The 24227-nt window shown below is 44.6% G+C and carries 15 protein-coding genes, 1 tRNA gene and 1 other RNA gene; 7 read left to right on the top strand and 10 right to left on the bottom strand.

Features of this window, described 5'->3' with window-relative positions; translation table 11 throughout:
• Nucleotides 1-20: 20 nt before the first annotated feature.
• Nucleotides 21-1001, top strand: a complete 981-nt coding sequence (locus tag AB5Z01_RS08435) for a D-alanyl-D-alanine carboxypeptidase family protein (protein ID WP_368365460.1) — start codon at nt 21-23, stop codon at nt 999-1001.
• A 101-nt stretch (nt 1002-1102) separates the two neighbouring features.
• Here AB5Z01_RS08435 and AB5Z01_RS08430 read toward each other — a convergent pair whose 3' ends face one another.
• Nucleotides 1103-2137 carry a hypothetical protein gene (locus tag AB5Z01_RS08430; protein ID WP_368365459.1) on the bottom strand — a complete coding sequence of 345 codons (1035 nt, stop codon included), beginning with the start codon at nt 2135-2137 and terminating at the stop codon, nt 1103-1105.
• A 197-nt stretch (nt 2138-2334) separates the two neighbouring features.
• On the opposite strand from AB5Z01_RS08430, the gene pap reads away from it, so the two are divergent.
• Nucleotides 2335-3846, top strand: coding sequence for a polyphosphate:AMP phosphotransferase (gene pap, locus AB5Z01_RS08425; protein WP_368365458.1), 1512 nt, complete (start codon nt 2335-2337; stop codon nt 3844-3846).
• 49 nt (nt 3847-3895) lie between these two features.
• Here pap and AB5Z01_RS08420 read toward each other — a convergent pair whose 3' ends face one another.
• On the bottom strand, nt 3896-4051 hold the full coding sequence (locus AB5Z01_RS08420) for a hypothetical protein (protein WP_022288524.1): 156 nt from the start codon (nt 4049-4051) through the stop codon (nt 3896-3898).
• 231 nt (nt 4052-4282) lie between these two features.
• On the opposite strand from AB5Z01_RS08420, the gene AB5Z01_RS08415 reads away from it, so the two are divergent.
• A complete protein-coding gene (locus AB5Z01_RS08415) occupies nt 4283-6637 on the top strand; it encodes an ATP-dependent Clp protease ATP-binding subunit (RefSeq protein ID WP_368365456.1) in 2355 nt (784 codons plus the stop codon).
• Nucleotides 6638-6735: 98 nt separating this feature from the next.
• Nucleotides 6736-7605: a DegV family protein gene (locus tag AB5Z01_RS08410; protein WP_038670760.1), complete on the top strand. Its 870-nt coding sequence runs from the start codon at nt 6736-6738 to the stop codon at nt 7603-7605.
• A 60-nt stretch (nt 7606-7665) separates the two neighbouring features.
• On the opposite strand, the gene AB5Z01_RS08405 is transcribed toward AB5Z01_RS08410, so the two are convergent.
• The 3 genes from AB5Z01_RS08405 to rnpB all read right to left on the bottom strand — a co-directional run bounded on the left by AB5Z01_RS08405 (nt 7666) and on the right by rnpB (nt 12403).
• The gene (locus AB5Z01_RS08405; protein WP_287214349.1) at nt 7666-9627 is read right to left on the bottom strand and encodes a cellulase family glycosylhydrolase; all 1962 of its coding nucleotides are present in this window, start codon (nt 9625-9627) and stop codon (nt 7666-7668) included.
• 86 nt (nt 9628-9713) lie between these two features.
• Entirely contained in the window at nt 9714-11876 is a 2163-nt protein-coding gene (locus AB5Z01_RS08400; protein WP_287214347.1) for a bifunctional diguanylate cyclase/phosphodiesterase, read from the bottom strand.
• A 180-nt stretch (nt 11877-12056) separates the two neighbouring features.
• An RNA gene (gene rnpB / locus AB5Z01_RS08395) (RNase P RNA component class A) lies at nt 12057-12403 on the bottom strand.
• Between the two features lie 154 nt (nt 12404-12557).
• On the opposite strand from rnpB, the gene AB5Z01_RS08390 reads away from it, so the two are divergent.
• The 3 genes from AB5Z01_RS08390 (at nt 12558) to AB5Z01_RS08380 (ending at nt 16832) form a co-directional block, all read left to right on the top strand.
• Nucleotides 12558-13562, top strand: coding sequence for a zinc ribbon domain-containing protein (locus AB5Z01_RS08390; RefSeq protein ID WP_278460298.1), 1005 nt, complete (start codon nt 12558-12560; stop codon nt 13560-13562).
• Between the two features lie 99 nt (nt 13563-13661).
• Nucleotides 13662-13964 (top strand): hypothetical protein, encoded by a 303-nt coding sequence (locus AB5Z01_RS08385; RefSeq protein ID WP_368365455.1) that lies wholly within the window; start codon nt 13662-13664, stop codon nt 13962-13964.
• Nucleotides 13965-14102: 138 nt separating this feature from the next.
• Nucleotides 14103-16832 carry a glycosyl hydrolase gene (locus AB5Z01_RS08380; RefSeq protein ID WP_287216410.1) on the top strand — a complete coding sequence of 910 codons (2730 nt, stop codon included), beginning with the start codon at nt 14103-14105 and terminating at the stop codon, nt 16830-16832.
• Nucleotides 16833-16979: 147 nt separating this feature from the next.
• On the opposite strand, the gene ppdK is transcribed toward AB5Z01_RS08380, so the two are convergent.
• The 5 genes from ppdK to AB5Z01_RS08355 form a co-directional block, all read right to left on the bottom strand.
• Complete coding sequence (gene ppdK / locus AB5Z01_RS08375; protein ID WP_022288531.1) at nt 16980-19610, bottom strand: pyruvate, phosphate dikinase; 2631 nt, start codon at nt 19608-19610, stop codon at nt 16980-16982.
• 773 nt (nt 19611-20383) lie between these two features.
• Complete coding sequence (locus AB5Z01_RS08370; protein ID WP_287216445.1) at nt 20384-21610, bottom strand: class I SAM-dependent rRNA methyltransferase; 1227 nt, start codon at nt 21608-21610, stop codon at nt 20384-20386.
• A 256-nt stretch (nt 21611-21866) separates the two neighbouring features.
• The gene (locus tag AB5Z01_RS08365) at nt 21867-22535 is read right to left on the bottom strand and encodes a M23 family metallopeptidase (RefSeq protein ID WP_287216446.1); all 669 of its coding nucleotides are present in this window, start codon (nt 22533-22535) and stop codon (nt 21867-21869) included.
• A gap of 279 nt (nt 22536-22814) precedes the next feature.
• Nucleotides 22815-23828: a helix-turn-helix domain-containing protein gene (locus AB5Z01_RS08360; RefSeq protein WP_368365454.1), complete on the bottom strand. Its 1014-nt coding sequence runs from the start codon at nt 23826-23828 to the stop codon at nt 22815-22817.
• A 323-nt stretch (nt 23829-24151) separates the two neighbouring features.
• A tRNA-Gly gene (locus AB5Z01_RS08355) sits at nt 24152-24227 on the bottom strand.

Below are 24227 nucleotides of genomic sequence, written 5' to 3'. Positions count from 1 at the left end.
TTACAAAAAAGAGGATATTTATGAATAATCAGACTAATAACGAGAATTTATCCCAAGGCACTAATAGCCAGCCTGACGAATACAGCGCTTATCGTGATGAAGAATACGAAAGAATGCGCATTGAAATGGAAAAACGCCGTGCTGAAAGGCGCGCAAGAGAACACAGGCGTGTTATGAAAAACCGTATCATTGCCATAGCAATTCTTTTGGTGATAATTTTTGTGATAGTGAAAGCCTGTGGTGGAAAGTCAGACAACAAGCCTGCTGCTGATTCATCATCACAGACCGAAAGCACAAAGCAGGCGGAAGCAAAGACCACCACCAAAAAGAAAACCTCCGACAACAGCAAAGCAGAAGAAACAAAGCATAAGATAGAGCAGTCAAACGGCATGACCTTTGTTGACGGTATTCTTATTGTGAACAAGACCTACTCCCTGCCATCAGATTATGCACCGGGCGTAAGCACAATTGCACAGAACGCCTTTGACGAAATGGCAGCTGCAGCGGCTCAGGACGGCATAACGCTCTTTGTAAATTCAAGCTATCGTTCATATCAGGATCAGGAATCTCTTTATAACTCCTATGCCGCAGAGCGTGGCACAGAAGCCGCAGACGAGGTATCTTCCCGTCCGGGACATTCAGAACATCAGACGGGTCTGACCTTTGATGTAAACACCACCGAGGACAGCTTTGCAGGCACTCCCGAAGCCAACTGGCTGGCTGAACACTGTGCAGAGTACGGCTTTATTATCCGATACCCTGAGGGAAAAGAGGATAAAACAGGATATGTGTATGAGCCGTGGCATATCCGCTATCTTGGCAAGGAAAAAGCCGAAGCTGTCACAAAGAGCGGACTTTGCCTTGAAGAATATCTTGGTGTCACCTCTGATTACAAATATGCCGAAGATCAAAACTGTTCAAGCCTGAACACTTCCGACACACAATCAAGTCAGGCAGACGGCTATTATCAGGACAACACAAATTATGATTATCAATACTGATACAAACACAAAGCGGACAGCCACAGGAAAGTGGTTGTCCGCTATTCTTTACTTTGTCATACGGGACGTCGAAAACGCAGTCCCCTACAGCCAAATATCCGTTACTTATTTTCTGAGCTTTCTGTGCTATCAGAGCTTTCCAAACTGCTGTCATCATAGTGGACAGGCTCAGTTGTAAGACCCTTATCTCCTGCCTCTATGGCTTTCTCAGTCATATCGTCAACTATGCGTTTGAAAACTTTGAACGCCTTATCATAATTCTCCTGCATAGTTTCCTTTGAGTCGCCCAAAGTCTTAACTGGCGTTCTCATTGAAAGGTGGATATCATTCGGCATATTCTCGAAGTTAAGCTCCTTTGCCATGATCTCCATGTTCCAGCTCATGCCCATATCATCAACATACTTGTTGTTCGGAAATTCCTTTGGCAACTCAGGAGTCATTATTGACTTGAACTCCTCGTCAGTGTTTGAGTCTGTTATAACAAGTATAGACTCGCCCCCCTGAAGCTGTGCCAAAAACTTAGTGCTGTTCACGTTCTGTTGCTGATAATCGTCGCTGTGAGAATTTAGCGGAATCATAATGACCTCAACATGGACATAACCATTGCCGTCAAGATCGTCCGTGTATTTTTCAAAGAAATTCTCCAGTTCCTCCTGACGTGTTTCCAAGCCGTTGTTTGCGATCATAAGCACTGTCAGGTCAGCCTTTTCTCGCCTTGCAGCGTCAATAAAAATAAATGCCGCCACCGCTATGATAAATATTGTAAAGATTATCCACACCTTGTTGTGATAAAAGAAATTCTGCACCTTTTCAAAGCCGTGAAGCTCTCTTATTTGGTCATGCTCTTCCTTTATGGAAGACTCGCTTTCATCGATAACTCCGCTTTTGAGCTTCATAAGCTCGATACGCTCCTGAGCAAGCCTGCGTTCACGTTCCTTTTCTTCCTGACGTTCACGCTCACGTCTTTCAGCTTCCGCCTGCTCTAAAACCTGCCTTTCACGCTCCTCAGCCTCACGCCTTTGCTGAGCCAGTGTGCGCTCATACTCTGCGTCATCAGCGTCCTCCAACAGACCCTGACCCTCCAGACTTTTGTCGAGCTTTGATATATTAATGTCCTTTTCGTCTTTTTTTGACATATCACTGCCGTCCTTTGCGAGATATTTTATATCATATTAGTATAAACCAATAATATTAACTCCGTATTAACAAAAAAGAGATAGCATTTTCATGAAAAATGTCTATATACAATTAAAGATAAATTGTGTATAATATGCATAAATCAAATAAATTAAGTTGTGATAATAACAATTTAGTGAAAAGAGGAGAGATAGCAATGCTTGAAAAGATCATACAGAAAAACACAGAAAAATCAGAGATATCCGAACAGCTAAAAGGGCTGAGAGAACAGCTCACACTGCTTGAAAACAAAATAAAGACCGCAGGAGTGCCTGTTATAATCACATTTGACGGCTGGTCTGCCGCAGGCAAAGGCTCGATGATAGCAAAGCTCATACGCTCTCTTGACCCACGTTTTTACAAGGTGGTTTCCTATCGTGCACCGAATGAGCAGGAAAAGCGTATGCCATGGCTGTGGCGTTACTGGCAGACACTGCCGAAAAAAGGTGAGTTTCTTATCCTTGACCGAAGCTGGTATCGCGACACTGTGAACGCCTTTATGTACGGTGAGATAGACAAGGAAACAAGGGACACACGTCTTGAAGATATCTGCACCTTTGAAAGGCAGCTTACAGATGACGGATATGTTATCGTGAAAATTTTCCTGCACATTACCGAAGACGAGCAGAAAAAGCGTATCGAAAAGCTGGAGAACTCCTCTGTTACAAGCTGGCGTGTGGAAAGCCACGATATAAAGAACATGGAAAAATACGATAAGTTTTTCCGCAGATATGACAAAATGCTTGAAAACACAAACACAGCATTTGCTCCGTGGACTTGCGTTGGGGCAAATGAACGTGCCTCTGCTGAGCTTGAAGTGCTGACAGCGGTCACAAAGGCAGTAAGCACTGCAGTTTCCGCCAAGGAGAAGGGCGAACATTATATTCCCGAACCACAGCTCGACACCTGCGGATACAATTATCCTGAATATAAAACTATTGAAATGCCTGCTCTTGCAGAAGTGGATATGAACAAGTCCCTTGACGAAGCGGAATATGAGAAAAAGCTGAAAAAATATCAGGACAAGCTTTTCAAGCTGCAAAATCTCTGCTATCAGAAGAAGATACCTGTTATAATATGCTATGAAGGCTGGGATGCAGCAGGAAAAGGCGGAAATATCAAGCGTATTGCGGCTGCCCTTGATCCAAGGGGCTATGAAGTTCACCCTATCGCTGCACCAGAACCGTCAGAGCTTGCAAGGCACTATCTATGGCGTTTCTGGACACGTCTTGAAAAGAATGGTCACTTTACTATCTTTGACCGCACATGGTATGGCAGAGTAATGGTCGAGCCTATCGAAAAGCTCACCCCCGAAGAACGTGTGAACATGGCTTATCGTGAGATAAACGAGTTTGAAAGTCAGCTTCATGATTGGGGCGCAGAGATAATAAAATTCTGGGTGAATGTTGATAAAGACGAACAGCTCCGCCGTTTTAACGAGCGTGAGAACACGCCTGAAAAGCGTTGGAAGATAACCGATGAGGATTGGCGCAACCGTGAAAAGTGGGACACCTATGAGAAATATGTTGACCGCATGATAACACTTACCTCCACAGATATAGCACCATGGACGATACTTGAGGGCAACGATAAAAAATACGCCCGCATAAAAGCACTGAAAACTATTGTGAAACGCCTTGAAAAGCGTTTGGAAAAAGAAGATAAATAAAAAAAAGCGGCGAAGCGTAATGCTCCGCCGTCTTTTATTTGCCGTCAGATCAGCATCCGCAGCCGCCGCAACCATTGTCGCAGCCACAACCACCGCAGCCGTTTCCGCAACCGCCACAGCCATTTCCGCAACCGCCGCAGCCACAGCAGAATATGAGAATAAGGATAATGATCCACCAACAACCGCCAAATCCACAACCGTTCATAAATGAAATCTCCTTTTTTATTAAGATTTATAAAGCTGAAGCTTTGCTCCGTTGCTTTATATTACAGTTTATGACGCAGAGAAAAATGTGTTACAAAAAAATCTGCAAGGAGAATTTGTCCTGTGCATAAGAATATAAAAGCGATAAAAATGCGAGAATAACAAGACGCAAAACTGTCAAGAATGTAGCTAAGACAAAGCTTTGTCTTAAACATTTTAAGGGGTGAATATTATGAACGAACAGTTTTTTGATAGCGACAGCTTTACACCAAGGGCAAGAGAGCTTGTGAAAAATGCCGTCACTCTGGCAGGAAGCTGGGGGCATACTTATATCGGCACTGAGCATATCCTGCTCTCTGCCGCCTATGAGGAGGACTCCACAGCCTGTGCAGTGCTTCTGCGCCACGAGGTCACGGCTCAAAGTATAGAGGAGCAGATAGAATACATCATAGGCAGAGGCACGCCATGCCGTCTTACGAAAAATGACATCACTCCTAACGCTGCTGCTGTTTTAAAAGGCGCAAAAAGGCTGTGCGAGAGCATGGGTGGCGGTATCGCAGGAACGGAATACATTCTTGCTATGATACTCCGCCGCAGTGATTGCTGTGCCTTTGAGATATTGCAGCAGTTAGGGGTGAACTGCAACAAGATGTACAACGATTGCTCATTGTCAGGCAACGAGCCTAATATTTTTTCAGACAGAAATTATCCCAAGCTAAAGACCCTTGAACGCTACGGCAGAGAGCTTACACGCAAAAGCGAGTGCGAAAGATTTGACCCCTGCATAGGCAGAGAAGCTGAAACAGAACGTATCATGGAGATACTCTGCCGCCGCACAAAGAACAATCCCTGCCTTGTAGGTGAGGCAGGTGTGGGAAAGACCGCTGTTGTGGAGGGGCTTGCGAGAAAGATCATGCTTGGAGAAGTGCCGTCTGCGTTGTCCTCAAAGCGGATCTTCTCCCTTGATATAACTGCCCTCCTTGCAGGAGCAAAATATCGTGGGGACTTTGAGGAGCGATTGAAAAGCTGTATGGACGAAGCCGCAAAGGCTGGAAACGTAATACTTTTCATTGATGAGCTTCACAACATAATGGGTGCAGGAGCGGCAGAGGGTGCAATAGACGCTGCAAATATCCTGAAACCACAGCTTGCAAGGGGCGGTCTACAGCTCATAGGCGCAACGACTTTTGAGGAATACCGCAAAAATATTGAAAAAGACTCAGCTATGGAGCGACGCTTTCAGAAAGTGAAGATAGATGAGCCTGATCAAAGCCAAACCTGCCGTATCCTCAGCGGTCTTATAGACAAATATGAACAGCACCACAGCGTTGACATCTCCCCTGACCTTATCCCATATGCAGTTAAGCTTGCCGCAAGGTATGTCACCGACAGATTTTTTCCTGACAAAGCAATTGATATCCTTGACGAAGCCTGTGCCTGTGCGGTCATAGAGCAAAGTGAAAATAATTCTGGTGAGAAAATATCAGACGCTTTCAACGATTATGTGAAAGGCAAGCTCACCCGTGACGAATATCTCACCGCCATAACAGAGTGCCGTCCAAAGCGCATACCACTTGAAAAAAGGCACATTGACAGCGTTATTTCATCGCTCACAGGCATAAACTGCGCCGATATCGGACAGGACGAAGCCGCAAGGCTCACAGGGCTTGAAGATAAGCTAAGCGAAAGCATTGTGGGACAGCAGACGGCTATAAAGTCACTCTGCTCTGCCGTCCGCCGCTGTCGTGCAGGACTAAAGGGCAGCGACCGCCCCATGGGAAGCTTTATTTTCTTAGGGTCAACGGGAGTGGGCAAGAGCCAGCTTGCAAAAGATCTTGCCAAAACGCTTTTTGGCAGAGATAATGCCATTGTAAAGCTTGATATGTCAGAATACATGGAACGCCACAGCGTTTCAAAGCTCATAGGCTCGCCCCCTGGATATGTAGGCTTTGACGAGGGTGGCAGGCTTACCGAACAAATTCGCCGCAAGCCCTACTGTGTGCTTCTTCTTGACGAAATAGAAAAGGCTCACCCTGACATCTACAATCTGCTTTTGCAGATACTAGAGGACGGCTGTCTTACCGACTCCGCTGGCAGGACAGTTTCTTTCTCCAATGTCCTTATAATAATGACCTCGAATATCGGCGTGAAAAAGCTTGCCGAAACCAAGACCGTGGGCTTTTCAAACAGCAAGTCAAATGGCGAAGCCAAGAAAAAAGCCATGCTCTCAGAGCTTAAAAGCTTTATGTCTCCCGAGCTTTTAGGCAGGATAGATGAGGTGATAGTTTTTAACGATCTTACCCTTTCCGATATGGAAAACATTACACGCCTTGAAATATCCGCTCTTGAAAAAAGGCTCTCTGAACTTGGCTGTACACTCGCCTGTCAGCCAGAGGTCTACCCTTTTATCGCAAAGCAGGCACTTTCAAAAAGCGGCTCTGCACGAGAGATACGCCACATAATTACCGCCCTCATAGAAAATCGCATAAGCGATATGCTTATCTCCTCCGCCTGCCGTGACTTTTCTGTTTGCGTATCTGAAAACACCTTAACTGTCGCACAGCACCGCAGACAACTGTGTTCATAGAAATTTTACAAAGTATAGTTGAGGGATATTTTACAAAAGCCCGCCCATATGTTATAATATTTTTATATTGTTGCCCAAGCGGCAAAAGGAGGATAAAAATGTCTGACAGAAAATACAAGCTATATTCCGACTCCACCTGCGATCTGTCGGAGGATATATTAAAAAATATGGACGTGACGCTTCTGGAATTATCTTTTGAGGTAAACGGTGTTGTAAAGAGCAAGAATGACATGACGCTGCCTGAATTTTATTCCCAAATGCGAAACGGAGCAGTAACGAAAACATCGCAAATAGGTATCTCCGACTATGAACAGGCTTTTGAAAAGGAACTTGCCGCAGGCTATGACGTGCTTTATCTTGGATTTTCGTCAGGTCTTAGCGGCAGCTTCAACACTTCCTGCATTGCAAGAGATAGCGTAATGGAAAAATACCCAGAAGGCAAGATAATCTGCATAGACTCCCTCTGTGCTTCAACAGGCGAAGGTCTTTTGCTCATAAAGGCTGACGAAAAGAAAAAGCAGGGTCTTTCCATTGACGAGCTTGCCCAGTGGATCACTGACAACAGGCTTCACCTATGCCATGTTTTCACAGTTGATGACCTGAAATATCTCCACCGAGGTGGCAGAGTATCAAAGACTGCCGCCATAGCAGGCTCTATTCTTGGCATTAAACCGCTTCTACACGTTGACAACGAGGGACATCTTATCCCAGTTGGAAAGATACGAGGCAGAAAGCAATCCATTGAAAAGCTTGTGGATATGATGTGCGAACGCATGGGAAATTGGGATAATTCCACAGTAGCCGTCTGCCATGGCGACTGCCTTTCAGACGCAGAATATGCAGCCGACCTTATGCGAAAAAAGCTTGGCAAGAAGACCACTGTGCATATCTGCTACACAGGTGCTGTTATAGGCTCACACTCAGGACCTGGAACTCTCGCTCTGTTCTTTATGGGCGACCAGCGATAAAAATACAATACAAAAGCGGACGAAGCCCGAAAACTTCGTCCGCTATTTTTATATGTGATATCAAAGACCCTTTGCCTTTTTCAAAGTTATACCATTATCTCCAAGCGGGATAGCGTGGTCAAGTCCAACGAACTTGCCTCCCTCCTGCCAAAGAACTTCCTTGACAAAATCATACTTTTCCTCGTCCCATGTAACAAAATCGTCCTTTACAAGTCCGCCCGTGTCACCTGAGTTTGCATTGAAGCACCAGAAAGTGTGATTTACATGATTGTCCTTTATGAGCTTTCTCATGTAGGTCATCCAAGTTAGGTTAGGCTCTGTCATAAAGCCGCCCCACTCGCCTATAAGAAGCGGTGCGATATCCTGCTCCTGAATGTAGAACCAGTTGTCTTTCCAGCAATCTTTCATAAGGCTCTTGTATGTGTAATCCCCCTCGAACCAAGGCTGCTGATAAACTGTCGGACCATAGTCGTGCGGCGAGTAAACAAGCTTATCCTGATATTTGCCAAGGTCGATAGGATAGTCCTTTACGCCCCTGAGATTTCCGCCCCACCAGTTGAAATAGTAATCATCACTGTTGGTGGAGGAATAATCCCCGTTTTTCTTGATGTTCTTAGGGTATATTTCGATACCCTCGACCATTATAAGCACATTAGGATTTTTCGCAAGCACCTTGCTCGCTGCCGTTTCAGCCACATACTTCCAGTTGTTTGCATCCTTTGAATCATTCCATATTGCCGCAGCGTCACCCTCGTTAGGCTTGCCGTGGGGCTCGTTTTTCAGGTCAAATGCAACGATAGTGTCATTGTCCTTATATCTGTCGGCAAGCCACTCCAAAGCATGGTAATAGTCCTTTACAGTGACCTTGTCAGTATACCACAGATTTACAGTATGACCGCTGGCATTGGTTTCCGCTGAATGGATATCAGGCATTACTTTAAGACCGTTTTCCTCCGCAAGCTTGAGAAAATAATCAAATATCTCAAGGCTGTTCATAGAGTTCAGCTCTTCATTGTATGCGTTATTGTAGTTCGCCTTTGGATATTCGCCCTCCGACCACTGGTTGATAAGCTCCGCTGACATAGGCACTCTTATAAGGTTGAAACCATGGTCTGCGATAGCTTCCACCGATGACACAAGCTCGCTGTTCCAAAGTCCGTCAAAGGTGTTAGTGCCTGTGTTGTAGCCAAACCAGTTCACGCCCGTGAGCCAAACCTCTTTGCCGTCCTTATCAAGTATCTTGCTTCCGTCTGTGTGGAGCCAATCATCGCCCTGTTTAGCCTTTGAGGTACGCTTTAGAAGCTTTTTAACGTCCTTTTCCGTGACCTTTTTGTCATTATTCTGATTATTGTTGTTATTGTTATTATTCTGTGATACCTTGCCCTTTTTAACAGTACACTCCACACCGTTTAGCTTTGCAGACTTAACATTGAGCTTTGTTCCAGTTCCGATATTACAGCCGATAGAGGTCGAACCGCCCTTTGCGATCTCGCCATTGTAATCAACATTCGTGACCGTGAGTTTGTTGCCCTTGACCTTAAAGTTGCCGTTCCAGCCGTCACAGCTTTTGAGCTGGTCAATTTCAAGCTCCAGCGTCCACTCCTTGAGGGCTTCATCGGAGTTGTTCTCAATGCCTATCTCCATGCCTGTCATGACCTTGTCGCCGTCCTGCCAACTGTTGTCCCCTGAATAGGAGATGATAAAGCCCTTTTCCTTTTTATCGTCCTTGCTTTCCTGAGAGCTTTCCTCTTCATCAGCATCAGGCCCGTCCTCGCTTTCATCAGCCACAGAGTCCTCCTCACTGGTGTCATCGGTTTCTGAAGCCACCGCAGAACCGCTCTCCGCCTTTGAAGCCGAGCTGTCCACGTCTTTTTTACCTGATGTTGCCACCAGTATCAGTGCAATAACAAGCCCCACTATAACAGCGCCCATGCCTGCAAAAGCGATAATAAGCTTTTTGTTTATGCCTTTTTTGCCCACATTCTCCTGCTGGCTGTTTACGTCTTTTTTCTCATCACTCATAAGCTTTCCCCTTTATTTTGATTTTTACATATTTATAAGACCGCCGAGTATTACGCCCGACGGTCGAACTTTCTTTTTTTGGCGACTTATTTTACTGACTGGAGTTTCTCGCTAAGGAACTTCTCCTCAAACTTGTCTGACGGCATAGGTCTGCCGAAATAATAGCCTTGTATAACGTCAGTTTCCAGGTCTCTCAGGATATCGAACTGCACCTGTTCCTCAACGCCCTCTGCGCAAACTGCTATATGCAGGTCGTGAGAAAGATTAACTATCATTTTAACAAACACCGCAGTGTCAGGATTTTTTGCGATATCATCAATAAACGACTTGTCTATTTTAATGGTATTCAGAGGCATTTCCTTTATGCAGTTAAGCGAAGAATATCCTGTTCCGAAATCGTCCAGTGCTATCTTCACGCCCTTGTCTGTTATATGCTTCAAAAGCTCCTTCATCTTTTCCATATCATGGATAGCAAGACTTTCAGTGACCTCAAAACATATCTTCTCAGGGGGTGCGCCTGTTTCGTCAAAAAGTGTGTCTATCTTGTCAAGGAAATCAGGCTCAATTATCTGACCTACAGACAGATTGATGTTCATTCTCAAATCAAGCCCTGCGTCAGCCCACTTTTTGCACTGTCTGCCTGCGATCCTTATCATGTTCTCGCCCAAGAGATTGATATAGCCAAGCCTTTCCGCCATAGGGATAAATTCGGCAGGGGAAACCTGACCGAACTCAGGTGGATTCCACCTCATAAGCGCTTCACAGCCCACAAGCTTCTTTTCGGAGCTGCTGAATATAGGCTGATAGTACGCCGTGAAATGTGCAAAGCCATTTGTGATATCCTTGTGCATAAGCCTTTCAAGTTCGATCTGCCTTGAAAGTATCCTGCCGATAGTTTCGTTATAATTTATAGTGCAATTCTTGCCCTGCTTTTTCGCATATGAAATGGCAAGGTCGATCCTTTTAAGAACTGTGTTTACAGTATCGTCAAGCTTTGGGAACTTCGCAACGCCCATTGAACAAGTGCAATAGCAAGTGCTGTTAGCTATCTGCCACTCTGTGTTGAACTTATCATGTATGATCTTGCATATCTTGTCGATCTCGGTCTGATCCTGATCTCTCAGAAGCACAACGAACTCATCGCTGCCAAATCTAAAAACGCTCAGCTTTTTATTCTTCTGGGCAAAATCCTCAAAGAATTTACCTATCTCTTTAAGAAGTCGGTCACCATTATTGTGGCCATAGCTGTCATTTATGTTTTTGAAATTATCAAGGTCAATGAGCATAACAGTGCTGTTCTCATCGCTTTCAATAATGCCCTGTATACTCTTATCAAGACTTAATCTGTTAGGAAGACCTGTGAGATTATCGTAAAAGACCTGCTTTTCGATGACCCTCTCATAATTTATCTTTTCTGAGATATCATTAAGTGTACAAAGTCTGATAGTTCTGCCGTCATGCCATTTTATGAGTTTTTCCGACACATTGAACCATTTGTTCATGATCTCGGAATAATAATCTCCTCCAAAAAGCATTCCTTCCTTATGAGCAGGAAGTTCACACCAAGTTTTGCTGAAAACGTCACTTTCCTTTTTGCCGACCAGTTTCCCCAAATACTGTTCAAAGCTCTTGCTGGCAAAAACTATCTCACCACTGTCCTGTGCCACTGCAAGCACATAGGAATTCATATTATCCATAACGTCAGTAAGCGTGCGAGTAGTGCTTTCAGCATGTTCAGCCGCTCTCCTAGTATGGAGCATGCCAGAAAGTATGTATGTCAGACGTGAGGCTAGCTGTATCTCCTCAGGGGACCATACTCTCTCAGGATCAGAGGACAAAAGATTGAAATATGCAACATACTTATTGGTGTCCTTGACAGCACAAGTGAGTGAACAAGGATACACCACCCCACGCAGGGATATTTTCTCCGCATCTCCATTCGGATGAGCCTTATCCGCAACGTGGATACCAGTTTGCATAAGCGCTTTTTTCATTGCATTGTATCTATTTCTATTAAATTCTTTATCAAAAGCAAATACAGTATATTTATGTGTATCAGCGATCAATTCATAACTCAAAGGTTCTGAGTTTTCATAGCCTGAAACTGTTACCGTAGCCGCATTGACATAAAGTGCAGAGCAAATACTTTCGAGAAAATTCTTGCACACATTATCAAATCTGTCATCGCTTTCAAGTATTTTCAAAAAGCTCTCGAACTTTTCGTTATAGGTCTTAGCTGGTATTTCCATACAAACAGCCCTCCTCTGCTTATATAAATACGTCTAGCATCATTATAACATATTTTCTGTAAAATCACAAGGGGAATTATAGAAATTTATTTATAATGTACAAAACAAATGACCAAATTTATATATTATTAAAAAACAAGCCCCGTAGTTAAGCTTAAAAAAAGTTTAACTGACGGAGCAAATGTGACCGAACCGATAAGCCGAGTTTTGTCGAGTGCGATAATCTATCTGGACTGTACGTCGCCGCACAGCTCTAGCCACCTATAGCCCCAAGTCTGACGAGCAGCCATTGACTTGCAAGCTACCATTGGTGTTGCATCGGATAAGGTTTACATAGCAATGACGTCTCCGCCATTCTGGTGGGCTTTTACCCCACCTTTCCACCCTTACCAACAAAAGTTGGCGGTATATTTCTGTTGCACTGGCTCTAAGGTCACCCTCGGCTGACGTTATCAGCTATCCTGCTCTATGATGCTCGGACTTTCCTCATAAACCTAGAACGTTTACGCTATCGCATAGCTCGCTCACACTATGATTATATCACATGAATGACGAAATGTCAAATAAAAGCCTGCATAGACAGTGAGCATTCTTAAAAATCATGCAAAACGTCTCACACATATTTACAATTTACAGAAAATGTGATAGAATTAAAATAACCAAATCAAGGGAGCGTAAAAAATGAGAACTTGTCCTCACTGTGGCAGCGAGCTTCACGATGATTCTACTTTCTGCTTTGCCTGTATGTCCATCGTCAACGAGCGTAAAGAATTACTTATAAAGGTAAACACGTCACGCAAAAGAACCATACCAATGGTTTGTGTTGCAGTCGCTATCATAGCCGCATCGTCAGTGTTTGCCGTTGTCAGCAAGAAAAACAATGCCGTAGAAACTAAAACACCTGAGCCTGCAAAAGCTGTGACAACTTCTGCCACTGTAACGACCATACCGCAGACAACGACTGCCGCCACAACAACTGTACCTACTACCACCACCGCACCTGCACCAACGGCAGATGAGATAGACATAATTTCAGGCGGTATTAGGCAGGCTTCCACAGGCACAGCAGGAACTACTACCACTACAACAACCTTGCCTGAAGAAACTCAGCCTGAAGAAAATAATGGTGAAAATCAGCCTGATGAAAATAACGTTCAGCAGGAGGATAACACAGCTCCAGCCGAGCCCGAGCCGTCATATTATTCCGAGGACGGAGCAGAAGAAATGACTATCTACTATCTTAAATATATAAACAATATCCGTGAAAGCTATGGTCTTAAACCATTCAGGGCTTGCGGTCAGCTAGACAAAGCAGTGCTTGACAGTTTGCATGCAGAAAAAGATACAGCTACTACAACTCATATCGAATTAACATCTGACCCATATTCTGAACTTGCAAATGTTGGTTTGCCTTTAAACAGTGAGATAACATTTGTTTATGGCTGGGGCTTTCACTATGATGAAGGGCAAGACCCATTAAAAAAATGTCTTGAAGCCCTACATCAAGACTTTCCAAATGACAATTTCAATGATAATGACCTTGCGCATGGCATGAATGATTATACCTATCTTTCAGTAGTCTACTACCCCGACCCACTTATGGATAAGAACGCCAAAGAAACTGCAAACGAATGGTGTCCATATGACGGACAAAGATATGGGATAAGGATATATGCAATGAAATAATGCACGGCAAAATTCGCTATATAGGAAGGAGCGTAAAAATGAGAACTTGTCCTTTATGTGGAAAGCGAGGGCGAGATCGATACTAGGAATGAAATAACATTGGATAAGCTAAAAAGCAACCTCAGCGACGTTGGACTTCCCTCAGACAGTGAATTTATAAGGGTAAGCTATGTAATGAACTGCTGTAAAAGCTATGATGAAGTATTTGAGTATGCCAAAAAAGTAAATTTTTCAAACGAGCTTTTCACTGATAAAGAAGGCACACTTACAGTTTATTCACAAAGACTGGATTACAAATATTTCGGCTGCGCAATATATGATAGATGTGATAGTCAGCAAAAGCCTAATGGTGATATTTCATACACGACCGAATATGTCTGCGAAATTTGGCTAATGAAATAAGCAAAATTAAAGTTTACAAATCATCTTATAATTAGCCTTGATATATTGTTTACAATCCACAAAAATTATGCTAAAATAAATGTATGCTTTTAAGCTCTTAGCTTTATCAGTAAATAATATAACAAGGAAAAAACATCTATGAATTTCAATATCAAAAAGGTCGCAGCCGCATTTTTAAGTGCGGCCATGCTCACCACAGGCTCGGCTCAGCTTTCTGTTTTTGCACAGCAGACGCTTAAATATGAAGCCGAAAACGGCACTTTGGGCGGTTCTGCCTATATCAAAACAGACAGCTCCGCATCAGGCTCTAGGTCAGTTAGTTTTTCAGACTCAAGCTGCACATGGTCACAGACTGTTACAGTCAGCGAAAGCGGATACTACAAAATAAAGCTTTACAGCCGCGGGGAAGGCTCGGATAAGATAAACAACCTTTCTGTAAACGGCTCAAATGCAGGCACTTTCAGCAGTGCAAACGGCTCTGCCTATAAAGCGTCCACAGTGAATGGTATTTATCTCAAAAAGGGTCAGAACAATGTCAAAATAACAATGTCGTGGGGATATTTTACTCTCGACTACATAACCATTGAAAAAATGAGTTTTTCAAATGCCTACACTGCCGCTGAAAATCTCGTTGACCCATACGCTTCACAAAGCACACAGCGCCTTTACAGCTATATGAAAGACGTTTACGGCAAAAAGGTCATAACAGGACAGTATTGCGATGGTGGTCTTAACGGCGCTGAGTTCAAAGCTATAAAGTCCGCCACAGGTCAGGCTCCTGCTATGTTAGGTCTTGACTTTATGCGCTATACTCCATGCCGTGTCCAGAACGGTGACACCTCCGACGCTGTCGAAAAGGCTATCGAGTTCTCTCGGGCAGGAGGAATAGTAACATTCTGCTGGCATTGGAACGTCCCTGACAAATATCTCCTCTCAGGTACAGACGGCGGAAATCCACGTTGGTGGGGTGGTTTTTACACCAAAAACGTTGACCGCTCAAAGTTCTCGCTTACCAAAATAATGAACGGCTCAGACCCTAAGGGCTACAACACTCTTATGAGCGACGTTGACGAGATCGCCAAACAACTCAAACGTCTTTCTGACGCAGACGTTCCTGTACTGTTCAGACCGCTCCACGAGGCAAGCGGCGGTTGGTTCTGGTGGGGTGCAGACGGCTCGGAAGCCTACAAAAAGCTTTGGCAGGCAATATATGACAAGCTCACGAATGAATACAAGCTTGACAATATCATATGGGTATGGAATGGTCAGGCGGCAAATTGGTATCCTGGCGACGAATATGTTGACATAATCGGAGAGGATATCTACCCCGGCACAAGAGATTATTCAGCCCAAAGCTCAAAATATCTTGAAGCCACAGACTGTTCACCAAACGGAAAAATAGTTGCCCTTACAGAAAACGGCTGTCTTTTCGACCTTGACAAAGCCTTTGATGCAAACACCGCATGGTCATATTTCGGCACATGGAGCGGTGAGTTTTGCATATCAAGCTCTGAGAAATATACCGAGAAAAGTATGTGGCAAAAAGTCTATAACAGCGACTATGCCGTGACACTTTCAAGTCTGCCCGACCTGAAAAGCTATCCTATCAGCAGTGACAATACACAAATAACTCTTGACTCCACGTCAAAAGAAATCACATACGGCGACAGCATTACCCTAAAAGCCAGCGTGACCTCAGACACTCCTCAGTCAGTAACATGGAAAAGCTCCAACACAGCCGTTGCCATAGTAAAAGACGGCATTGTGACCGCCACGGGCAAAGGCACAGCAAAGATAACAGCCTCCCTGCCTAACGGAAGGTCTGCCGTCTGCACTGTAAAGGTCACCACAAAAAAGCTTCCAACATCAGGCTATTCCTATGCAAGCACTGCACAGTACACAAGCAGTGCAATTATTCCGACAGTCACTGTTAAGGACGGAAGCAAAGTTCTACGTCAGAACATCGACTATCGTGTGATAGTCACGAACAATGTTAAAATCGGTCACGCTAACATCACTATCTCAGGCATGGGCAACTACTACGGCAGTTATACCGCAGGCTTTGACATTATCCCTGCCAAGCAGACCATACAAAAGCTTGAAACAAGATACAAAGGCTTCTTTGTGGATTGGGCGCAGAAAGGCTCTGCCACAGGCTATGACATTCAGTATTCCGCCAGTGCAAACATGAGCGGTGCGGATTCCAAACACCTCACTGCCAACAAGCCAGATAACCTGACAATAAGTGGTCTGACAGCCGATAAGACCTACTACGTTCGTGTGCGTTCCTACACAAACGTTGGAAGCAAGACCTATTATGGTCCATGGTCTGACATAAAAAACATAAAGACCGCAAAATATGATATCACAAAAGCTTCCGTTTCTGGCATTTCCACCAAGGCATACACAGGCAAGGCTATAACACAGAACATTACTGTGAAATACAACGGCACTGCCCTGAAAAACGGAACTGATTACACAACTTCCTACTCAAACAACAAAAAAATCGGCAAGGCAATTGTCAAGATAACAGGCAAAGGCAAATATGGTGGCATTATCACAAAGACTTTTACCATAAACCCTGCCAAACAGGAGATACAAAAGCTTACGTCTAAATCCAAAGCATTTTTCGTGGATTGGGCGCAAAAAGGCTCTGCAACGGGCTATGAGATACAGTATGCGACTAACTCCAAGTTTACAAACGCAAAGAAAGTCACCATAAAAAACAACAAGACCGACAAGACCACAATTTCCAAACTTAGAGGCAACAAGAAATATTACGTTCGTGTCCGTTCCTACACGGCAGTGAACGGCACAAAATATTACGGTGCATGGTCGGTTTCAAAGAGCGTGACTACAAAAAAATAAAGAAAAAGTGATTATCCATAGCAAAATAGAGGTCTGGCTCAAACGTCAGACCTCTATTATTTTTGTTCGCACACAAAAACACCCCGTATCATAAGATACGGGGTGAAATTTTTGTTATCTATTCAGATATCCTAAACTTTGCAAGAATTACTTCTTCTGTGCAATAGCAGCCTGAGCAGCAGCAAGTCTAGCGATTGGAACTCTGAATGGTGAGCAAGATACATAGTCAAGACCGATCTTGTTGCAGAACTCAACAGATGTTGGGTCGCCGCCGTGCTCACCGCAGATACCGCAGTGGAGCTTTGGATTAACTGGCTTACCAAGTTCAAGAGCCATTTCCATAAGCTTGCCTACGCCGTTCTGGTCGAGCTTAGCAAATGGATCGTTCTCGTAGATCTTTGCATCATAGTAAGCATTGAGGAACTTACCAGCGTCATCTCTTGAGAAACCGAATGTCATCTGTGTAAGGTCGTTTGTACCGAAGCAGAAGAAGTCAGCTTCCTTAGCGATCTCGTCAGCTGTAAGAGCAGCTCTTGGGATCTCGATCATTGTACCAACCTCGTACTCAAGGTCAGAACCAGCAGCCTTGATCTCAGCGTCAGCAGTCTCAACAACGAACTTCTTAACATACTTAAGCTCCTTGATATCATTTACCAGTGGGATCATGATCTCAGGCTTAACTGTCCAGTCAGGGTGATTCTTCTTAACGTTGATTGCAGCCTTGATAACAGCCTTTGTCTGCATCTTAGCGATCTCAGGATATGTTACTGCAAGACGGCAGCCACGGTGACCCATCATTGGGTTGAACTCGTGGAGTGAAGCGATGATAGCCTTGATAGTCTCAACAGGCTTGTTCTGTGCCTTAGCAAGAGCCTCGATATCAGCCTCTTCTGTTGGTACGAACTCGTGAAGTGGTGGGTCAAGGAATCTGATAGTAACAGGGTTACCCTCAAGTGCCTCATAAAGAGCCTCGAAGTCAGCCTGCTGCATTGGCTCGATCTTAGCAAGAGCAGCTTCTCTCTCTTCAACTGTGTCTGAGCAGATCATCTCTCTGAATGCAGCGATTCTCTCAGGATCAAAGAACATGTGCTCTGTACGGCAAAGACCGATACCCTCAGCACCCAGCTCTCTTGCCTTCTTAGCGTCAGCAGGAGTATCTGCGTTTGTTCTAACCTTCATTGTTCTGAACTTGTCAGCCCAGCCCATGATTCTGCCGAACTCGCCAGCGATTGTAGCGTCAACAGTTGGAATGATACCATCATAGATGTTACCTGTTGAACCGTCGATTGAAATATAGTCACCCTCGTGGAACTCCTTGCCTGCGAGTGTGAACTTCTTGTTAGCCTCGTCCATAACGATATCTGAGCAGCCAGATACGCAGCATGTACCCATACCACGAGCAACAACGGCAGCGTGTGATGTCATACCGCCTCTAACTGTAAGGATACCCTGTGAAGCCTTCATACCTGTGATGTCCTCAGGTGATGTCTCAAGTCTTACGAGAACGACCTTCTCGCCTCTCTCGTTCCAAGCCTCAGCGTCATCAGCTGTGAATACGATCTTACCACAAGCAGCTCCTGGAGAAGCGCCAAGACCCTTGCCCATAGGAGTAGCAGCCTTGAGTGCCTTTGCGTCGAACTGTGGGTGAAGAAGTGTATCGAGGTTTCTTGGGTCGATCATTGCAACAGCCTCTTCCTCAGTTCTCATGCCCTCATCAACGAGGTCACAAGCGATCTTAAGAGCAGCCTGTGCAGTTCTCTTACCATTTCTTGTCTGAAGCATATAAAGCTTACCGTGCTCAACAGTGAACTCCATATCCTGCATATCTCTGTAGTGATCTTCAAGTGTCTTACAAACCTTGTTGAACTCAGCGAATGCCTCTGGGAACTTCTGCTCCATTTCAGAGATGTGCATTGGTGTACGAACACCAGCAACAACGTCCTCGCCCTGTGCGTTTGTAAGGAACTCACCGAACAGACCCTTAGCACCTGTAGCTGGGTCTCTTGTGAATGCAACACCTGTACCGCAGTCGTCACCCATGTTACCGAATGCCATGGACTGAACGTTTACTGCTGTACCCCATGAATAAGGGATATCGTTATCTCTTCTGTATACGTTAGCTCTTGGGTTATCCCATGAACGGAATACAGCCTTGATAGCGCCCATGAGCTGCTCCTTAGGATCAGTTGGGAAGTCAGAACCGATCTTAGACTTGTACTCAGCCTTGAACTGGTTAGCCAGTTCCTTAAGATCCTCAGCGTTCAGCTCAACGTCCTGCTTAACGCCCTTCTTAGCCTTCATCTCGTCGATAAGCTCTTCAAAATACTTCTTACCAACTTCCATAACTACGTCAGAATACATCTGAATGAATCTTCTGTAGCAGTCCCAAGCCCATCTTGGGTTACCAGACTGAGCAGCGATAGTCTCAACAACTTCTTCGTTAAGACCGAGGTTAAGGATTGTATCCATCATACCAGGCATTGATGCTCTAGCACCTGAACGTACAGAAACGAGGAGTGGGTTCTCCTTGTCACCGAACTTCTTGCCTGTGATCTCTTCCATCTTTACAATGTACTCGTTGATCTCTGCCATGATCTCAGGATTGATCTCACGGTTGTCCTCATAATACTGAGTACAAGCTTCCGTTGTGATCGTAAAGCCCTGAGGAACAGGGAGACCGATATTTGTCATCTCAGCAAGGTTAGCACCCTTACCGCCGAGAAGCTCTCTCATGTTGGCATTACCCTCAGAGAAAAGATAACAATACTTCTTTGCCATTGGTTTTTTACCTCCAAAAATTTTTTGAATTCCGAAGCGTGCGGACACAATTATCCCGTCGCCCACGGTTACATATATATTATAACAGATTTAAAGCCAAATTACCATAGGTTTTTCTCACTTTTATACATAAAATCTTATACAATATTTGTTCGCTTTTTATGTGCAATATGACAGTTTTTAAATATCAGCACATAAAAAAAGCCCTGCTGAAAAACAACAGGGCTGAAATGTCTATTTTGTCGGTGGAAGCAGCCGCATTACTGCGGAAAAATAAGCTACTTATGTCCGAACTCAGCAGACTCGCTGAAATATATTGGGTCTTTCGACAGCTATATTATAGCATATCCGCAAGCATTTGTCAACACCAAAATGCAAAATAAAAAGCCCTGCTGAAAACAGCAGGGCTAAAACGTCTATTTTGTCGGTGGAAGCAGCTGCCTCTGCAGAAAATACCTACTTATGTCCGATACCGCAGACAAACGGCAATTTATGATATGCCGTACATTTATAATGCGCTGAACGGGGTGCGCCACGCTTATTTCTAAGCCACCTATATCATACCATATCCGCAAGCATTTGTCAACACCAAAATGCAAAATAAAAAGCCCTGCTGAAAAACAACAGGGCTAAAACGTCTATTTTGTCGGCTGGAAGCAGCCGCATTACTGCGGAAAAATAAGCTACTTATGTCCGAACTCAGCAGACTCGCTGAAATATATCAGGTTTATTAAACAACTATATTATAGCATATCCGCAAGCATTTGTCAACCCTATACCACCTGAAAAAGATAAAATTTCAGATAATCCGTTTCAGGCACATTGAGAAGTATCGGGTGGTCAGGGGCTTGCTGTCTTGCTTCAATAAGCTTTAGCTGAACGCCTGCGTCCTTTGCAGCACTCATTACCATTTTCACAAACAGCCTGTTCTCCATAAAATGTGAACATGAGCAGGTGGCAAGATATCCGCCCCTTGGCAGAAGTCTCATTGCCCTGTAATTTATCTCCTTATATCCCCTCTCAGCGCTTCCAACTGTCTTTCTGCTCTTTGTGAAAGCAGGCGGGTCTAGGATTATCATGTCATAATCAGACTTTTCCTCAAGAAGCTTCGGGAGCAGGTCGAAAACGTCTGCGCAAAGAAAATCCATTCTGTCCGTCAAACCGTTTCTCTCAGCATTCTCCCTAGCCGTATCAACAGCGAACTGTGAAACGTCCACCGCCGTAACGTGCCTTGCACCGCCCATTGCCGCATTGAGTGCGAACGAACCTGTGTGGGTAAAGCAGTCAAGGACCTTCTTGCCCTTTGCTATCTTCGACACCGCAAGGCGGTTATATTTCTGGTCAAGGAAAAATCCAGTTTTCTGACCGTTCTCAACATCGACCTCATAGCGTATGCCATTCTCCGTTATCTCAGTGATATTTGACGGTGGCTCAGGGAGAAATTCAGCCCTATACCAGCCCTTGTACTGCTCCAATCCCTCCAGCTTTCTGATAGCGACATCGTTACGCTCCATTATGCCCGAAACTTTAACTCCGTCCTTTTCAAGCTCTTCAACAAGAAGCCTGAATATCATATCCTTTATCATATCCATGCCGTAGGAAAGCACCTGCGAAACAAGTATATCCCCATACTTGTCGATAGTCAGCCCCGGCATGCCGTCAGCCTCACCAAAAATAAGCCTGCAAGCCGAAAAATCGTCCCCCATAACAGTTTTTCTGTAATCTATAGCATAGCGGATACGTCTGCGGAAAAAATTTTCCGAGAAATTTTCATTTGCGTTGTCCGATAAGATCCTTATCCTTATCTTGCTGTTAAGGCTGAGAAAACCCGTTCCAAGATAAGAACCTTTTTCAGAGAAAACATCGCAAAGCTCGCCGTTTTTCAAGCCCTCAGGCTCGTTTCTCAGTTCGTCACAATACACCCATGGGTGACCGTTTTTCAGAGACATTTCCCCTTTTTTCGATATAGTGAACGCAGGATAGATTCTTTTGCTTTTCATTATTATACCTCACAATAATTTATACATTATCCACACAATATAAAACAGACCGTAGGGGACGACGCCCTCGGCGTCCCGCCACTCTATGTTCTGTGTAAAAACATCAGCAATATTGCCTTAAAGTATAATTATAGCACAATTCTCTCTATTCTGCAATACATATGTATCACCGCACCCGAAAATTTTCAGATGCGGCGTTATATGGGGGATTATAACATCAGCGCTTTGTATTACAAAGCACCAAAATGAAGAAAGCTTATTTGTCAGCAGGGTCAATAAACTCAATAGGGTCTATCCACTGACCGTTCTTTTTCAAGCCAAAGTGCAGATGAGAAAGCTCTGCCGCTTCCGCCTGAGCAGTGTCGCCCACAGCACCTATGACCTCCCCTGCATTCACCTCGTCGCCCTCCTTGACGGACATTTCCTTTGACAGATTGTAGTAATGCCCTACAATGCCGTTTCCATGGTCGATAGTCATGCAGTCGCCCCACAGAGGGTCGTCCCATATCTTTGTGACAGTGCCCTTGTTCATCGCCTTGACAGGTTCGCCAAGGTCAGCTTTGATATCAACGCCGTCATGGGTTTTCCAGTAGCCGAGAGTTTCTGACTTCACAAGTTCGCCATTAGAAAACGGCTCTAATATCTCACCGTTCACAGGCATAACATTTGGCTGCGTCTGAATGTCCACATCCGGCTTGGAGCTTTCGTCCTTTTTAACGTCCGTTTTCTTGTTATCAGCCTGCTTTGGCGCAGTGCTGTCGACGCTCGAAATAGTCAGATTGTCGGTGATATCCTCCATAGCCTTGTTATATGCAGCTATACCCGCACCGCCAAGAGCCAGCAGACACGCCGCAAGTGTAATGTAAACACCCTTCGCTCCCAGAGCCTTGCCTGCGTGTGAATTTCTGATACTGAATTTTTTCATACACACAAAACCTTTCTCCGATATGATTTCCGCAGCCACTGTTGCGCCCACGGCAGTCTTATGCTATCGGCGGCATAAGTCCTCTGGCATTATTTTTGACATATACGGGTAAAATATTCACAGCAAAATAAAAATACCGCACCCAAGCTTTCACCCAAGTGCAGTATTTCCTATTTCTAATCACATTTATGTAGGAGACGGTGTCCTCGACGTCCCAATGTCTTTGTATAGGTCCAATTATCCCTATCCGTTTTGTATCTTTCTTTTGTCCTCTCAGCCTTACCTATCCTGCGGTTTTTTCCTCACAAACTTATACACAACCCCTGCAATAGCAAGCACCGCCGCAACTCCCGCCAGACAAAGGCAGACTATAACATCATAGCGGCTGTTGTCAGCACCTTTCAGCGAAACTATCTCAGACAGTTTCATGCCGTTCCATGCATTGCTCAGCACAGTCATTGCCGCTACCCATACCGCAGATGCCACAAAGCAAAGTGCCACCTTGAAAAAGCCGTTCACTTTCAGATACCTTATAATAAGGAACACAGCCCACACCAATGCCACACAAGCCACCGTCGCCATCATGCCGTCACGAAGATCTACCACGTCACCGTATTTCAGCGTACCATAAATAACGCAGGCAAAAGTCAGTACCGAATCCGCCGCCATGCACACAAGACCCTTGCTGTTTCTCACATACTTTTCAAGCTGTTCACTTCTCAGCACAAAAGGCAAAAATACGACAGCTTCCCCCAGAAGAGTTCCAAGAACCGCCATAACAAACCAATCCCCATGTGAATAAACGCACCCTGCGGCATAAAGAAGCATAAGCGAAACTGTTGAAGCCCCAAGCGTCCACAACGCCCTATTCTCCCTCACAAGCACAGGCACATTTATAAAAGAAAACGTCAGCATAAGCGATGTGATAAGCACCATAAACCAGCCAATGCCCCCATGTGCCACATTATAAATTAAGCTCGGTATTATCGCTCCAAGATAGCAAAGTCCTGTTATGATAGTATACCCACGAACGAAGCGTTTATAGCTTTTCACCATAAGGTCGGCTTCCCTCTGCTGACGATCCTCGCTTGCAGTGCAAAGCTCATGCTCAGAAATGTGCAAGACCTCGCATATGCCTGATATCATGGTTATGTCAGGATAAGATATACCACGTTCCCACTTTGACACAGCCGACTCTGTAACATAAAGCGCCTTTGCAAGCTCTTTCTGTGATAAGCCAAGTTCTTTTCTTTTTGTCTGAATAAATTTTCCCAGTGTAGATTTATCTTCCATTTTCATCGTCACCTTTCAGCATAATTCAGAGTGCGCTCTCTATAGTCAACATTATAGACCAAGGCTTTGAAAATGTCAATAAAATCGGGCTGGACTGTCAGTCAAGCCGCCTATCTACGCACTTTTTCGCATCTTTTTCATCTTATCACTGCCCTATCCACACCCACAAAACAGCACAAAAAATCGCCCTGCTAAAAAGCAAGGCGTTACTGGAGCGGGTCAGAGGGGTCGCACCTCCATCTCCTTTCAGGAAGAAAAGTATTCTGGTAATTGAAATAAACCCGCAAAAAATATGAAGTCCTTACTCATCGTAAGGACTTTTTTGGAGCGGATTACGAGGCTCGAACTCGCTACCTCCACCTTGGCAAGGTGGCGCTCTACCAGATGAGCTAAATCCGC

It is taken from the genome of Ruminococcus sp. RTP21359st1_H3_RTP21359_211015, from assembly GCF_040909065.1.
Classification (GTDB): domain Bacteria; phylum Bacillota; class Clostridia; order Oscillospirales; family Ruminococcaceae; genus Hominimerdicola; species Hominimerdicola aceti.
This window is presented reverse-complemented; position numbering and strand designations above follow the sequence as displayed.

Bases quoted from the DNA above. Each gene is read 5' to 3' on its own strand.
- AB5Z01_RS08435 (WP_368365460.1), top strand. From the start codon at position 21: ATGAATAATCAGACTAATAACGAGAATTTATCCCAAGGCACTAATAGC.
- AB5Z01_RS08430 (WP_368365459.1), bottom strand. From the start codon at position 2,137: ATGTCAAAAAAAGACGAAAAGGACATTAATATATCAAAGCTCGACAAA.
- pap (WP_368365458.1), top strand. From the start codon at position 2,335: ATGCTTGAAAAGATCATACAGAAAAACACAGAAAAATCAGAGATATCC.
- AB5Z01_RS08420 (WP_022288524.1), bottom strand. From the start codon at position 4,051: ATGAACGGTTGTGGATTTGGCGGTTGTTGGTGGATCATTATCCTTATT.
- AB5Z01_RS08415 (WP_368365456.1), top strand. From the start codon at position 4,283: ATGAACGAACAGTTTTTTGATAGCGACAGCTTTACACCAAGGGCAAGA.
- AB5Z01_RS08410 (WP_038670760.1), top strand. From the start codon at position 6,736: ATGTCTGACAGAAAATACAAGCTATATTCCGACTCCACCTGCGATCTG.
- AB5Z01_RS08405 (WP_287214349.1), bottom strand. From the start codon at position 9,627: ATGAGTGATGAGAAAAAAGACGTAAACAGCCAGCAGGAGAATGTGGGC.
- AB5Z01_RS08400 (WP_287214347.1), bottom strand. From the start codon at position 11,876: ATGGAAATACCAGCTAAGACCTATAACGAAAAGTTCGAGAGCTTTTTG.
- AB5Z01_RS08390 (WP_278460298.1), top strand. From the start codon at position 12,558: ATGAGAACTTGTCCTCACTGTGGCAGCGAGCTTCACGATGATTCTACT.
- AB5Z01_RS08380 (WP_287216410.1), top strand. From the start codon at position 14,103: ATGAATTTCAATATCAAAAAGGTCGCAGCCGCATTTTTAAGTGCGGCC.
- ppdK (WP_022288531.1), bottom strand. From the start codon at position 19,610: ATGGCAAAGAAGTATTGTTATCTTTTCTCTGAGGGTAATGCCAACATG.
- AB5Z01_RS08370 (WP_287216445.1), bottom strand. From the start codon at position 21,610: ATGAAAAGCAAAAGAATCTATCCTGCGTTCACTATATCGAAAAAAGGG.
- AB5Z01_RS08365 (WP_287216446.1), bottom strand. From the start codon at position 22,535: ATGAAAAAATTCAGTATCAGAAATTCACACGCAGGCAAGGCTCTGGGA.
- AB5Z01_RS08360 (WP_368365454.1), bottom strand. From the start codon at position 23,828: ATGGAAGATAAATCTACACTGGGAAAATTTATTCAGACAAAAAGAAAA.